We start from the raw sequence: 14,173 nt of genomic DNA, 5'->3' as shown, positions 1-14,173 counted from the left end.
TACGTCTTTATTTACGGTTGTTTTAATACTGTTACTACTTGTTGAAATGTATTTTTACATTAAAAATGCTTTTTCACTTTATGACAGAACCATTACTTCTATTCTTCAAAATGATTTTACAGCTGATTTTTCAAAACATAAATCACATAACAATTATATCAAATTATTTGAGTTGTATGAAAAGTTAAAATCAGATAAAAAGGAACAAATATCGAAAGATATGGTTTACCGCTCCATTTTAAATACGGTTGAAACAGGAATTATAATACTGCAAAAGCAAGAAAATGAATGGGATATCTTTTTGATGAATGACTATTTTTCTAAACATTTTAGTGTACCCAAAGTCTCAAAATGGAAATACCTCAAGAATCAATTAGCTTCTTTATGCGAAATTATTGAAGAGCACCATTTTCAAGAAATCAAGACTTCACTAGAAATACGGGTAAACCAGCAAGACACACAAACTTTTGTTCTGCAAACCTCTAGAAGTGAAATTTACCACCAAGATTATTTCATCATTTTACTGGATTCTATCCAGAATGTAGTGGAGAAAAAAGAAAAAGAAGCTTGGGGGAACTTAATGAAAGTCATTTCACATGAACTATTAAACTCCATTACGCCTATTCGCTCGCTTTCGCAAAATTTACACGAGTTAGTACAACAAGAAAGCATTTCTTCGGATGATCTTGAAGACATGAAAACCAGTGTAGCAACGATGTTACGCCGTAGTGACCATTTGCAACAATTTGTAGAAAGTTACCGTAAACTTGCCATGTTGCCATCACCTAAAAAGGAACAGATAAGACTGCAACAACTCATTGCAAATAGTTTTGAAATTATGACTCCTTTATTCATAAAAGAAGGAATTGAAGTTGTAAATACTATTACTATTAATCATTGGTTAGAAGCAGATTCAAAACAAATGGAACAAGTATTTATCAATCTATTGACCAATTGTATTTATGCCTTAAAAGAAATAGCACAAAAACGGATATTTATTTCGGCTGAAGCCAAAGAAAACAGGACATTCATAACAATATCAGACAATGGAAAAGGCATTGAACCCGAAATAGAAAATAAAATTTTCCTCCCTTTTTTCACTACAAGAAAAGAAGGCGCTGGAATTGGATTAACCTTATCCAAAAATATTATCGAATCTCATGGTGGCTATCTAGCTTATAAAAATGAGGAAGAAAAAACTACTTTTGTTATTTGTCTTATTACAGATTGATTATAATTTTTCGACAAACGTTAAAGCAAAAAAAAAAACTTCTCAATTTCTTGAGAAGTTTTGTGGGCGATGAGGGGTTCGAACCCCCGACCCCCTCGGTGTAAACGAGGTGCTCTGAACCAGCTGAGCTAATCGCCCTATTTTTACAATTAGAATGATTTCTTATTCGTTATTGCGTGTGCAAATATACATCTAGAATTTGTATTTGCAAGCAAAATTTAAAAATAAATGAATAAAAAATAAGCAATAAATCCTTTAGTACTCTATTACAACATATTAATACTATTTTCTAAGGCTACAATTTTTTTGTAATGAAACGCTATAGTATTACATTTGTGTCATAAACAATATATAATGGCAAGGTTCAAAGAAAATGATTTACCCAAATCAAAAATTACAGCAAGTTCTCTCAATAAAGCAACCCTTATATTTCGATATGCTGGTAACCATCGTTGGAAATTTTATGTTGGATTAGTCTTTTTACTTCTTACTGGAGCAACTGCCTTAGCTTTCCCAAAATTAATGGGATTGTTAATTGATTGTGTGAAAAATAAAGACAACGCTCAAGCTAATACCATTGCACTATTTTTAATAGGTATTCTTTTTATGCAATCTATATTTTCATTTTTTAGATTGTCATTGTTTATCAATTTCACTGAACATACATTGGCTAACCTTCGTTTGTCCTTATACAGTAATTTGGTAAAGTTACCTATGTCATTCTTTTCTCAAAAACGTGTTGGGGAATTGAATAGTAGAATTAGCTCAGATATCACACAAATTCAAGATACGCTAACTTCAACTATTGCAGAGTTTTTAAGGCAATTCATTTTAATAATAGGTGGTGTTGCTCTATTGGCGACTGAAAGTTTTAAACTAACCTTATTGATGTTATCAGTAGTACCATTAGTTGCTGTTGCTGCAGTAATTTTTGGTCGGTTTATTCGAAAATTTTCTAAAAACGTACAAGATCAAGTAGCCGAAAGTCAGGTGATTGTTGAAGAAACCATGCAAGGTATTAGTATTGTTAAGGCTTTTGCCAATGAATGGTATGAAATTGCCCGTTATGACGGAAAAATAAAAGAAGTAGTAAAATTAGCCATTAAAGGCGGAAAATATAGAGGGTATTTTGCTTCATTTATAATTTTCTGTTTGTTTGGTGCTATTGTAGCCGTAGTATGGTTTGGTGTTCGGTTGAGTATTAGTGGCGAGATGAGTGTGGGACAGTTAATTTCATTTGTCCTCTATTCTACTTTTGTAGGAGCTTCTTTTGGAGGTATTGCTGAATTGTATGCACAAATACAAAAAGCAATTGGTGCCACGGAGCGTGTGTTTGAATTATTGGAGGAAACTCCTGAAAAAATTAATTCCGTACAAAATGCTGTAAAAAACAAAATTAAAGGAAATGTCACCTTCAAAAATGTGGCTTTCAGTTATCCATCAAGAAAAGAAATAAATGTTTTAAAAAATGTTAATTTCACTGCTGAATTTGGACAAAAGATCGCTATTGTTGGCCCTAGTGGAACAGGTAAATCAACTATTGCTTCCTTATTATTACGTTTTTACGATATTGATAGTGGCGAAATTATAATTGACGGTAAAAATATATACGATTACGATTTAGAAAATCTTCGTGGAAATATGAGTATTGTTCCTCAAGATGTCATATTATTTGGAGGAACCATTAGAGAAAATATAGCCTACGGAAAACCTGATGCAAGTGAAGATGAAATTCTATTAGCTGCTAAACAAGCGAATGCTTTTAATTTTATCGAAGGTTTCCCAGAGAAATTTGAAACATTAGTAGGAGAAAGAGGAATCAAACTTTCCGGTGGTCAAAGACAGCGTATTGCTATTGCTAGAGCTTTACTTAAAAATCCAAGTATATTGATTCTTGATGAAGCCACTTCTTCATTAGACAGCGAAAGTGAAAAGCTTGTTCAAGAAGCTTTAGAAATATTAATGGAAGGTAGAACAAGCATCATTATTGCGCACCGACTTTCTACTATTCGTAGTGCCAATCAAATTCTGGTACTTGATAACGGAATCATCTCAGAACAAGGAACGCACCTAGAACTAATTTCTCTAGAAAACGGTAAATATAAAAACTTAAGTAACTTACAGTTTAGTAATTCTTAGTTAAGATTGATGATAAAAAAAACCATTTGCTAAAACAAATGGTTTTTTTTATAAAATTGGGTGTGTGTTTTTAAAATGAAAAAGCTACAGTGAAATATAATTTATTTTCCTTTTCTTCTTTTACGTTCCGCTTTTATCATCTCTAATTCGCGGCTCGTTTGTCCAGCCACAGAAGTATTCTCTTCAGCACGACGAATTAAATACGGCATAACATCTTTCACAGGTCCAAAAGGCAAATATTTGGCAACATTATAACCATGGTCTGCGAGATTATAACTGATATTATCACTCATCCCATAAAGTTGACCAAACCAAACTCTATTGTCATTTGTCTTAATTCCTTTCTCGTTCATTAGTTCCATCAACGTATACGTACTCGATTCATTATGAGTTCCAGCAAAAATTGACATGGTATCTAAATGATTAATCATATAGTGTACTGCAGCATCATAATTGACATCCGAAGCTTCTTTTGTGGCGCATATTGGTGATGGATATTCTTTTTCTTCAGCACGAACATTTTCTTTTTCCATGTAAGCACCACGAACTAATTTCATTCCAATAAAAAAACCTTCTTTATCCGCCTGCTCTTTTAATTTCATCAAATAATCCAATCGATCCCAACGGTACATTTGCAATGTATTGAAAACAATAGCCTTTTCTTTATTGTATTTACGCATCATTTCAGTCACTAATGCATCAGCAGCATCTTGCATCCAACTTTCCTCTGCATCAATTAATAAGGCAACATCTTTTTTATGTCCTTCACTACAAACCAAATCAAAACGAGCTACTACTCTATCCCACTCCTCTTGTTCATCAGGAGTCAGTGGTAGCTTCTCCCCTATTTTTTCATACAATTCAAAACGACCAAGACCCGTAGGTTTAAAAACTGCAAATGGAATAGCTTGACGTTCTTTAGCAAAATCAATTGTTTTCAAGGTCATTTTTAAAGCGGCATCAAACTGATCCTCTTCCTCTTTTCCTTCAACAGAATAATCCAATACTGAAGAAACTCCTTTTGTATACATTTTATCTACAACAGAAAGGCAGTCTTCCTCATTTACACCACCACAAAAATGGTCAAAAACAGTAGCTCTTATTAATCCTTCAACAGGAAGATTTGCTTTTAAAGCAAAATTAGTAACTGCAGTTCCTATGCGTACTAAAGGCTGATTTGCAATCATTTTGAAAAGAAAATAAGCTCTATCCAGTTCGGTATCGCTTTTTAATGAAAAGGCAACTTGTGTATTATTGAATATTTTTTCCATATGCTGATATTTTTGCACAAATATAGATATAGTTTGATTTTTCTTTGTCAATTTCTCATTAAATTAATCATAATTGTTTTTTATGATAATTTTCCTAAATAAGTACTTCAAGAAAAAATATTCAATAAATTTGAAAAACGTAAACTTATATAAAAAACAGTAAATGACTAAGCCAATCAAACCTAGTTCTGAAAATCGGGAAAACATTGAATTTAATACAGACAATAAAGTTTATTACGAAACCATCTTACTCCTATTTATTGTAAGTTTTTTAATTATTGACTTTTTTCCACAATTTGGAAGTGTCGAAATTATAGCCCCTCAATTTTTATATCTTTCTGTCATCAATATAATTACAAGCTTATTTTTTTATAAAAATCAAGATTTAATTTCAAACGGATTAGCAGCAGTATTTAAAAAAAGTATCCTTTTTAAGACTTATATCGGCTTCTTAGTATTATGTAGTATTTCATTAGTTTCTGCTAATAATTTTTCATTAGCGGTTGTCAACTTTATGCAAATTATTACCGTTTTTAGTTTATTTATAAACCTCTCTGTGTTACTTTACAATAATTTTGATTTAATTTACAAAATTGCTTTATTAGTTGCAATTAGTGTTTTTGCACAAGCATATTTAGCATTAAGTGATTTTATAGGAACATCCAAATCAACTGATATTACAAATGGTTTATCCATGTTGAAAGGAAATACAGGTAATATCAATATTTTTGCCGCAAGTCTAGCAGGCAAAATCCCATTTATACTATTAGCGATTACGCACTTCACAAAATGGAAAAAATGGCTTTTGGTTTTGAGTTTGTTTTTGGCAACAATACTAATTTTCTTAACCGCTTCGAGAGCTTCTTATATTAGTTTGTTTGTTGAAATTATTCTTTTTATTATAGTTTTTCTAAAAATTAATAATCAAAAAAAGCAAAATTATATAAATTACATAAGTATTATTCTTCCTCTTCTTATTGCCTTTTTTGTTGCGAATATTATTTTCGAAAAAAGCAATAACAATGACAGATATAAGTCGGTTACAAATCGTGTTTTGCAAATTAGTTCTTCAAAAGAAAAAGATGCTTCAAAAAATGCAAGGTTAACCTATTGGGGAAATGCTTTTGAAATCATCAAAAAAAATCCTGTTTTAGGAATAGGACTCGGAAATTGGAAAATTGAATCAATTGCTTACGAAAAAACTCAGACAAATGATTTGCAAATTTCCGCTCATCCACACAATGATTTTCTTGAAATTGCTGCCGAAACCGGAATTTTGAATTCAATTGTCTACTTATTTATTTTCATTTTTGGACTGTTATTAAACCTAAAAAATATTTTTAATGAAAAGGAAAAAGAAGCACAAATTATAGCTTCCCTTGCTTTGTTATTAATGGTCAGTTATGGAATCGACGCCTTATTTAATTTTCCTTTGTACAGGCCTACTATGCAAATTAATTTTTGCTTTTTTCTAGCATTGACAATCTTAAATGCAAATCCAATAGCTACAATTAAAGAATTTCACTTTAAGAAAATAGTTACTATTACTCTAATATTACTAAGCACTAGTACATTATACTTTTCTTATAGCTCTTTTAAAGCCTATCGATTAGAAAACGAAACTCGAATTGATTTGAGTCAAGAGGAAACAAAATATCAATTTACAGCAAGTGAAATAGCCAACAGAATCCCTTTGTTTCCAAACGTAGCAACAACTTCAGAACCTTATATTGAATTAGCTGGAATTTATTCTTTAAAGGAAAAAAAGTATGAAGAAGCTTTAAAATATTTCAATAATTCACAAAGAATTAATCCTCATACAGGACGTACGGAATGGTATAAATATAGAATCTATAAAGAATTAGGTAATACAGATAGCGCTTATATTTATGCAAAAAAAGCATTTGAAATTAGACCTCGAAGTGAAGACTATTATTTAACAGCAATAGTGGTAGAAACAATTAAAAAAGATACAGCTGCAATTTTGCAAATCCACAATCAATTTACAAAGTACATTCAAAAACCAAATATTTGGATTAATACCTCTAGTGCATTGGCACAATCACAATATTCAAACAAAGCATTAATCCAATTTATTGATTCAGGATTATTGGTATTTCCTAACGACACAACGTTATTGAACCGAAAAAAATCATTTCAAAATGATGGATTAAGGACTAATACTATATCATCAAAACCAGTTAAAAATGAAGCCGTTAAACCTAATAACATCACTATTGCCAATCAATATGGGACCGAATCTAAATATGACAAAGCTATAGTATATTATAAAAAAGCATTACTAGATGATCCGAAAAATATAATAATTACACAGAATATAGGAATTTGTTATTTTAAGTTAAATCAGTTTAAAACTGCCATAATTTATTTAGAAAAAACCTTAAATTCGCCAACTCTAACTGATGGGAAAACTGAGTTTTTACTTGGAGCGTCTTATTTGAACACAAAAAATAGAGAAAAAGGCTGTCAAAATTTAAAATTGGCAGAGAACAAAAATTATCCTGGAGCTGCAGCATTAGTAGTCCAGTATTGTAACTAAATTAATTAATATGCCGAATTCGTTAAAAACCATAGAAGCAAGCAATCAGCCCATTCATTTCAATGAAAAAGGGTACGAAGCTTTAAACTTACATTTAAAACAAAGTAAATATTCAACCATATTCATTATAGTTGACAGTAATACTAATGAATTTTGTTTGCCTAAATTCTTACCTTATTTAGAAACCGATTTAACGATTGAAATAATTGAATTTGAAAATGGAGAGATCAATAAAAATATCGACACTTGTGTTCAAATTTGGAATGTATTGACTGAACTAGGAGGAGATAGAAAAAGTCTTGTTATTAACGTTGGTGGTGGTGTTGTTACCGACTTAGGTGGGTTTGTCGCTTCTACTTTTAAAAGAGGTGTTGATTTCATTAATGTTCCTACAACGCTACTTTCAATGGTAGATGCCTCTGTAGGAGGTAAAAACGGTATTGATCTTGGAAATATTAAAAACCAAATAGGGGTTTTCAATTTACCTATAATGGTACTTATTGACACAGCCTATCTAGAAACGGTTCCACAAAACGAAATGCGTTCTGGTCTCGCAGAAATGTTAAAACACGGTTTGATTTATGACAAAAAATATTGGGAACAATTCCTAGATTTAAAAGCTATTAATTATGCTGATTTAGACGAATTAATTTACCGTTCTGTTGAAATTAAAAATGAAATTGTAACATTAGACCCAACGGAGAAAAACCTTAGAAAATCACTAAACTTTGGACATACTTTAGGGCATGCCATCGAAAGTTATTTTTTGGAAAATGAACAAAAAACTACTTTATTACATGGAGAAGCAATTGCTGTAGGGATGATTTTAGAAAGTTATATCTCATTTGTAAAAAAATTAGTTACCTTAGAAGAATACAACCAAATAAAAACAGCCATTAAAGCGATCTTTGATGACATTGAATTTCATGAAAATGACATTGAACCTATACTAGAATTGCTCATTCATGACAAAAAAAATGAGTATGGAACTATTCAGTTTGCTTTAATAGAAGGAATTGGAAAAATCAAAATCAATCAATCTGTTGAAAATGAATTAATTCTTAGTGCATTTAATGATTATAAATCATAATTATTTTTTACCAAAAAGGATTGCATTACGTATAAATTATTTTTTACATTTGCCCCAATGAAAACAAATCAAAACAGAATAAATTTTAGTAAAAATTGGAGTGGAAACAATATTTCTTTTTTAAGAATGTTGAAGCGTTTCAATTCTATTAAAGGAAACTTTAGTTTTGATCTATTTCAGTATTTAAAAGTTGATCACGAAAAATTACAAATCATTTATGCCAATATAAGAGTTTGAATTATAGATTAATTTCGTTTCAATTTAATCTCATAATTTACTCAAAAACAAATGAATACAAAGTATACAGACTTAATTAATCAAACCTATTATTTCCCGCAAGAAGAATTTACTTTAAACAAAGATAATCTTCAGTTTCATAATATCGATTTAATGAAATTGGTGGAACAATATGGAACACCATTAAAATTCACCTACTTACCTCAAATTTCAAATAACATCAACAAAGCCAAAAGCTGGTTTCGTAAATCGATGGAAAAGAATAAATATGAGGCTAAATATTATTATTGCTATTGTACTAAAAGCTCTCACTTTGAGTTCATCATGAATGAAGCTTTTAAAAACAATATTCATATTGAAACCTCTTCCGCTTTTGACATTAATATTGTTGAAAATTTAATGACAAATGGTAAAATAAATAAAAGCACCTATGTTATTTGTAATGGTTTTAAGAGAGATCAATATATTGAAAACATTGCTCGTTTAATCAATAACGGACATAAAAATACGATTCCTATTATTGACAATTTTGAAGAATTAGATTTGCTTCAAGCGGAAATTAAAGGTAAATTTAAGATTGGAATTCGTATTGCTGCAGAGGAAGAACCAAAATTTGAGTTTTATACTTCCAGACTAGGAATTGGTTATAAAAATATTGTGAACTTTTATAAAAAACAAATTCAAGAAAACGATAAGTTAGAACTGAAAATGTTGCACTTTTTTATCAATACAGGGATTAATGATAATGCCTATTATTGGAATGAATTAGTAAAATGTATAAAAGTTTATATTGCCCTAAAGAAAGAATGTCCAACATTGGACGGATTAAATATTGGTGGTGGTTTTCCAATAAAAAACTCATTGGCATTTGAATACGATTATCAATATATGATTGATGAAATTATCAATCAAATTAAAATTGCTTGTGATGAAGCCGAGGTTGATGTTCCAAATATTTTTACTGAATTTGGTTCGTTTACAGTAGGTGAAAGTGGTGGTGCCATTTATCAAATTTTGTATCAAAAACAACAAAATGATAGAGAAAAATGGAATATGATCGATTCTTCATTCATAACTACGCTTCCAGATACTTGGGCAATTAACAAACGTTTCATTATGTTAGCGGTTAACCGTTGGAATGAAACTTATGAAAGAGTTTTACTAGGTGGATTGACATGTGATAGTGATGATTATTACAATTCAGAACAAAACATGAATGCCATTTATTTACCAAAATACAATAAAGAAAAACCATTATATATTGGTTTCTTTAATACTGGAGCTTATCAAGAAACCATTGGTGGGTACGGAGGTTTACATCACTGTCTTATCCCTCAACCCAAACATATTTTAATTGATAGGGATGAAAATGGAATTTTGGCAACAGAAGTTTTTTCAGAACAACAAACTTCAGATGATGTTTTAAAAATTTTAGGTTACGATAAAAAATAAATATTAAATACAATTAGTCAATTTAAAAATTTCTTATATTTGGATAACTACATTTTTTTCAAGTATCTGATTTTTAAATATTTAAAACCAACACAATGAGTAAAGGACCTATAAGTCAGTTTATAGAAAAACATTATTTGCATTTCAATTCTGCATCTTTAGTAGATGCTGCTAAGGCATACGAACAACAATTAGCAAATGGTGCCAAAATGATGGTGAGTATGGCGGGTGCAATGAGTACAGCCGAAATTGGAAAAATCTTCGCTGAAATTATTCGACAAGATAAAGTACAAATCATTTCTTGTACAGGAGCAAACCTAGAGGAAGATGTTATGAATTTAGTAGCTCATTCACATTATGAAAGAGTACCTAATTACCGTGATTTGACACCACAAGACGAATGGGACTTATTAGAAAGAGGATTAAATAGAGTTACTGACACTTGTATCCCTGAACATGAAGCTTTCCGTCGTTTACAAAAACATATTTATAAAATATGGAAAGATGCTGATGACAAAGGAGAAAGATATTTCCCACACGAATTTATGTACAAAATGTTACTTTCAGGAGTATTAGAAGAATACTATGAAATTGACTTAAAAGACAGCTGGATGTATGCTGCCGCTGAGAAAAATTTACCTATTATTGTGCCAGGTTGGGAAGACAGTACTATGGGGAACATTTTTGCATCTTACGTAATAAAAGGAGACTTAAAAGCTTCTACAATGAAATCAGGAATTGAGTATATGGTCTATCTATCAGACTGGTACCCAAAAAACAGTGCCAAAGGAATCGGTTTTTTCCAAATTGGTGGTGGAATTGCAGGAGATTTTCCAATTTGCGTAGTACCAATGTTGTATCAAGATATGGAAATGCATGACATTCCTTTTTGGAGTTATTTCTGCCAAATTTCAGATTCAACAACAAGTTACGGTTCTTATTCAGGAGCTGTACCAAATGAAAAAATAACTTGGGGTAAACTAGATATTAATACTCCAAAGTTCATTATTGAGTCAGATGCTACTATTGTAGCGCCTTTAATTTTCGCTTATTTATTAGACTTATAGAATATTATTATGAAAAGAGTAATTGTTGATTACGCAAAATTGACCAATGAAATCTTAAATCTTTTAGTAGAACGATTTCCTGATGGTTATGATGACTCCGATATAATTCGTTTTAGAAATGCTAAAAACGAATTAATTGAAGCAGTAGAAGTGCGTACTGAGGACACTATTTATTTAGTTAAAGTAAGTATGAAACTTGCTGATAGAATTGAAAATTATGACGAAGATGACGAAATCGATGACGAAATCGAACCAATCATCCCAATAAAAGGGCTTGATTTAGACGATGATGATGACGATGATGACGACGCTGTCGATAAACCTGAAACTGAGGACGATGAGGACGACGAAGATTCAGATAAAAAAGATTATTCTGATGAAGACGACGATGAAGATGATGAAGATTAATTCATTATAAAAAAAAAGGAACTCTTATTTGAGTTCCTTTTTTTTATTAATCGAATACTATTTAATTCAAATGTAAGATTCCATTATTACTAAATTCATTACATTCTTGTTTACTCATTATTATGATTACATCACAGATACTACACGATACACTTAAAGAAAATTTTGGTTTTGAAAATTTTAGACCCAATCAGGAAAAAATTATTAATTCAATCATTTCCGGTCAAGACACATTGGCAATTATGCCTACTGGAGGCGGAAAATCTATTTGCTTTCAATTACCCGCACTTTTGTTTACAGGAATTACAATAGTTATTTCTCCGCTAATTGCCTTGATGAAAGATCAGGTTGATAGTTTAAAAACTAACGGAATTCAAGCTTGCTACATCAATAGTAGCCAAACAGATGGAGAACAACAATTACATATCCAGAATCTTAAAGACAACAAAGTAAAAATTGTTTATGTAGCTCCTGAGAGTTTATCGTATTTAGAAAATGCATTTAGTCAAATAACCATTAGCTTAATTGCGATTGATGAAGCGCACTGTATTTCTTCTTGGGGACATGATTTCCGTCCAGCATATACCAATTTAGGATACTTAAAAAATCGCTTCCCTTCTACTCCAATCTTAGCTTTAACTGCGACTGCAGATAAAGCTACACGTAAAGACATTAGCACACAATTAAACCTAAATAATGCCAAGTTATTCATATCCTCTTTCGATAGAAAAAACTTGAGTTTAGAAGTTCGACCAGCACTAGACAGAGTCAAACAAATTATTGAGTTCATTAGCGAAAAGCCATCTGAATCAGGAATTATTTATTGCTTAAGCCGAAAAACAACCGAGGAATTAGCCGAAAAACTTCAAAAAGTTGGTGTAAATGCTAAAGCCTATCATGCTGGTTTAGAAAACACAATTCGATCAAAAACGCAAGATGAATTCATAAATGATGATTGCCAAGTAGTTTGCGCAACTATTGCTTTTGGTATGGGAATCGATAAGTCAAATGTCCGCTGGGTCATTCATTATAATCTACCTAAAAATATTGAAGGGTACTACCAAGAAATTGGACGTGCAGGACGAGATGGACTACCTTCGGAAACCATTTTATTCGAAAGTTACGGCGATGTAATCCAATTACAGAAATTTGCATCTCAAGGCTTAAACGCCGAAGTGCAACTCGCAAAACTGGAAAGAATGAAGCAATACGCAGATGCTTTAAGTTGTCGAAGAAAAATATTGCTTTCCTATTTTGGGGAACTCGTAACTGAAAATTGTGGAAATTGTGATATTTGTAAAAACCCACCCGAATTTTTTGACGGAACGATTATCGCTCAAAAAGCATTATCAGCCATTATGAGATTAAAAGAGTCAGAGCCACTTCCCGTTATAGTTGACTTTTTAAGAGGTTCAAAAAATGCTTATATTTTCGAAAAAGAGTATCAGAATTTAAAAACGTATGCCGTCGGTAGTGATATTTCCTGGTATGACTGGAATCAATACATTATTCAGTTAATCAATCAAGGCTATTGTGAAATAGCTTTTCATCAACAAAACAAAATTAGATTAACCTCTTTGGCACGTGAGGTTTTATTTGAAGGTGATAAAGTACAATTAACTACAGTTGTAAAGGCAAATACAGAAAAAATTGCAGTAAATGAACCAAAAACAAAGTTCAGTGCGAATTCTCTTTTTGAAAAATTAAAAAAATTGCGATACGAAATTTCAAAAGACGAAAGTGTTCCTGCTTATGTGATTTTTAGTGATGCGGCTTTACGCCAAATGGAAACTTTAAGACCCATGAGCGATGAAGAACTTATTGCAATTGATGGTGTAGGTAAAGTAAAATTAGAAAAATATGGTGATGTATTTATAAAAGCTATCATTGACTTCCATAAAAACAAAGAGATAAAAACAAAGAAAGAATCTAACACCTATAAAGAAACGCTTGCCTTGTTTCAAAGCGGGTTACCGCCTGATGAAATAGCTTTAAAAAGAAATCTAGGATTAGGAACTATTATGTCGCACGTTGCTAAATTATACTTAGATGGTGCAAATATTGATTTATTTCAATTTGTATCTAAAGAAGAAGTAATTCTTGTAAAACAAGCCAAGACAAAACTAGAAAGCCCAGCTACCTTAAAACCATATTTTGATTTTTTTGAAGAAAAAATTGCTTACGATAAAATAAGACTCGCTTTAACAATCATCGAAAAAGAGAATCGTAATAAGTAAAACCTGTATGATAACTTCATTCTCCCCTTTTATCAATTCTGAAACTAAAATTTTAATTCTAGGAACCATGCCTGGAATTGCATCTCTTGAAAAACAAGAATATTATGCTCATCCAAGAAATCATTTTTGGAAAATAATGTGCACACTTTTGGATAGTTTGCCGATTTCTGTTGTTTTCGAAGAAAAAATAAAATTATTACAGAATAACAAAATTGGATTGTGGGATGTTCTAGAAAATTGTGAAAGAAATGGAAGTTTAGATACTAACATAAAAAATCAAAAAGAAAATGATTTTTTTACACTATTTAAAAATTACCCAACAATTACTAAAATAATCTTTAACGGTAAAGAAAGTCACAAATACTTTCTTAAAAAATTTGGACAAATAAAAGGCATCACTTATTATGTGATGCCTTTCACTAGTCCTGCTAATACAATGTCTTTTGAAAAAAAGCTTGAAATCTGGTCTACTTGTTTTTAA

General features: G+C 31.0%; 10 protein-coding genes and 1 tRNA gene. 9 read left to right on the top strand and 2 right to left on the bottom strand.

Going from position 1 to position 14,173, the window contains the following annotated elements; translation table 11 throughout:
- Positions 1-46: 46 nt before the first annotated feature.
- Entirely contained in the window at positions 47-1,231 is a 1,185-nt protein-coding gene (locus tag AB3G39_RS10155) for a PAS domain-containing sensor histidine kinase (RefSeq protein WP_369769332.1), read from the top strand.
- Positions 1,232-1,294: 63 nt separating this feature from the next.
- On the opposite strand, the gene AB3G39_RS10150 is transcribed toward AB3G39_RS10155, so the two are convergent.
- Positions 1,295-1,369 (bottom strand) — tRNA-Val (locus tag AB3G39_RS10150).
- Positions 1,370-1,585: 216 nt separating this feature from the next.
- On the opposite strand from AB3G39_RS10150, the gene AB3G39_RS10145 reads away from it, so the two are divergent.
- Positions 1,586-3,370 carry an ABC transporter ATP-binding protein gene (locus AB3G39_RS10145; protein WP_367753158.1) on the top strand — a complete coding sequence of 595 codons (1,785 nt, stop codon included), beginning with the start codon at positions 1,586-1,588 and terminating at the stop codon, positions 3,368-3,370.
- Positions 3,371-3,471: 101 nt separating this feature from the next.
- Here the strand turns inward: AB3G39_RS10145 and AB3G39_RS10140 are convergent, their stop codons facing one another.
- Positions 3,472-4,641, bottom strand: coding sequence for a proline dehydrogenase family protein (locus AB3G39_RS10140; RefSeq protein ID WP_367769999.1), 1,170 nt, complete (start codon positions 4,639-4,641; stop codon positions 3,472-3,474).
- A gap of 163 nt (positions 4,642-4,804) precedes the next feature.
- On the opposite strand from AB3G39_RS10140, the gene AB3G39_RS10135 reads away from it, so the two are divergent.
- The 7 genes from AB3G39_RS10135 to AB3G39_RS10105 all read left to right on the top strand — a co-directional run bounded on the left by AB3G39_RS10135 (position 4,805) and on the right by AB3G39_RS10105 (position 14,173).
- Complete coding sequence (locus AB3G39_RS10135) at positions 4,805-7,201, top strand: O-antigen ligase family protein (protein WP_367770002.1); 2,397 nt, start codon at positions 4,805-4,807, stop codon at positions 7,199-7,201.
- A gap of 10 nt (positions 7,202-7,211) precedes the next feature.
- A complete protein-coding gene (gene aroB / locus AB3G39_RS10130) occupies positions 7,212-8,291 on the top strand; it encodes a 3-dehydroquinate synthase (RefSeq protein WP_369765084.1) in 1,080 nt (359 codons plus the stop codon).
- Between the two features lie 288 nt (positions 8,292-8,579).
- Positions 8,580-9,980, top strand: a complete 1,401-nt coding sequence (locus AB3G39_RS10125) for an arginine decarboxylase (protein WP_369765083.1) — start codon at positions 8,580-8,582, stop codon at positions 9,978-9,980.
- Positions 9,981-10,075: 95 nt separating this feature from the next.
- On the top strand, positions 10,076-11,047 hold the full coding sequence (locus AB3G39_RS10120) for a deoxyhypusine synthase family protein (protein ID WP_367753167.1): 972 nt from the start codon (positions 10,076-10,078) through the stop codon (positions 11,045-11,047).
- A 9-nt stretch (positions 11,048-11,056) separates the two neighbouring features.
- Positions 11,057-11,455, top strand: a complete 399-nt coding sequence (locus tag AB3G39_RS10115; RefSeq protein WP_369765082.1) for a DNA primase — start codon at positions 11,057-11,059, stop codon at positions 11,453-11,455.
- A 122-nt stretch (positions 11,456-11,577) separates the two neighbouring features.
- Complete coding sequence (recQ, locus tag AB3G39_RS10110; protein ID WP_369765081.1) at positions 11,578-13,692, top strand: DNA helicase RecQ; 2,115 nt, start codon at positions 11,578-11,580, stop codon at positions 13,690-13,692.
- A gap of 7 nt (positions 13,693-13,699) precedes the next feature.
- On the top strand, positions 13,700-14,173 hold the full coding sequence (locus tag AB3G39_RS10105; RefSeq protein WP_369765080.1) for a DNA-deoxyinosine glycosylase: 474 nt from the start codon (positions 13,700-13,702) through the stop codon (positions 14,171-14,173).

The organism is Flavobacterium sp. WC2416, from assembly GCF_041200095.1.
Classification (GTDB): Bacteria; Bacteroidota; Bacteroidia; order Flavobacteriales; family Flavobacteriaceae; genus Flavobacterium.
Note: the sequence above shows the minus strand (reverse complement) of the source record. Positions and strands in the feature narration are given on the sequence as shown.

Excerpts from the sequence above, each read along its gene's own strand:
- aroB (WP_369765084.1), top strand. The coding sequence starts at position 7,212 with ATGCCGAATTCGTTAAAAACCATAGAAGCAAGCAATCAGCCCATTCAT.
- AB3G39_RS10125 (WP_369765083.1), top strand. The coding sequence starts at position 8,580 with ATGAATACAAAGTATACAGACTTAATTAATCAAACCTATTATTTCCCG.
- AB3G39_RS10145 (WP_367753158.1), top strand. The coding sequence starts at position 1,586 with ATGGCAAGGTTCAAAGAAAATGATTTACCCAAATCAAAAATTACAGCA.
- AB3G39_RS10115 (WP_369765082.1), top strand. The coding sequence starts at position 11,057 with ATGAAAAGAGTAATTGTTGATTACGCAAAATTGACCAATGAAATCTTA.
- AB3G39_RS10155 (WP_369769332.1), top strand. The coding sequence starts at position 47 with ATGTATTTTTACATTAAAAATGCTTTTTCACTTTATGACAGAACCATT.
- AB3G39_RS10135 (WP_367770002.1), top strand. The coding sequence starts at position 4,805 with ATGACTAAGCCAATCAAACCTAGTTCTGAAAATCGGGAAAACATTGAA.
- AB3G39_RS10105 (WP_369765080.1), top strand. The coding sequence starts at position 13,700 with ATGATAACTTCATTCTCCCCTTTTATCAATTCTGAAACTAAAATTTTA.
- AB3G39_RS10140 (WP_367769999.1), bottom strand. The coding sequence starts at position 4,641 with ATGGAAAAAATATTCAATAATACACAAGTTGCCTTTTCATTAAAAAGC.
- AB3G39_RS10120 (WP_367753167.1), top strand. The coding sequence starts at position 10,076 with ATGAGTAAAGGACCTATAAGTCAGTTTATAGAAAAACATTATTTGCAT.
- recQ (WP_369765081.1), top strand. The coding sequence starts at position 11,578 with ATGATTACATCACAGATACTACACGATACACTTAAAGAAAATTTTGGT.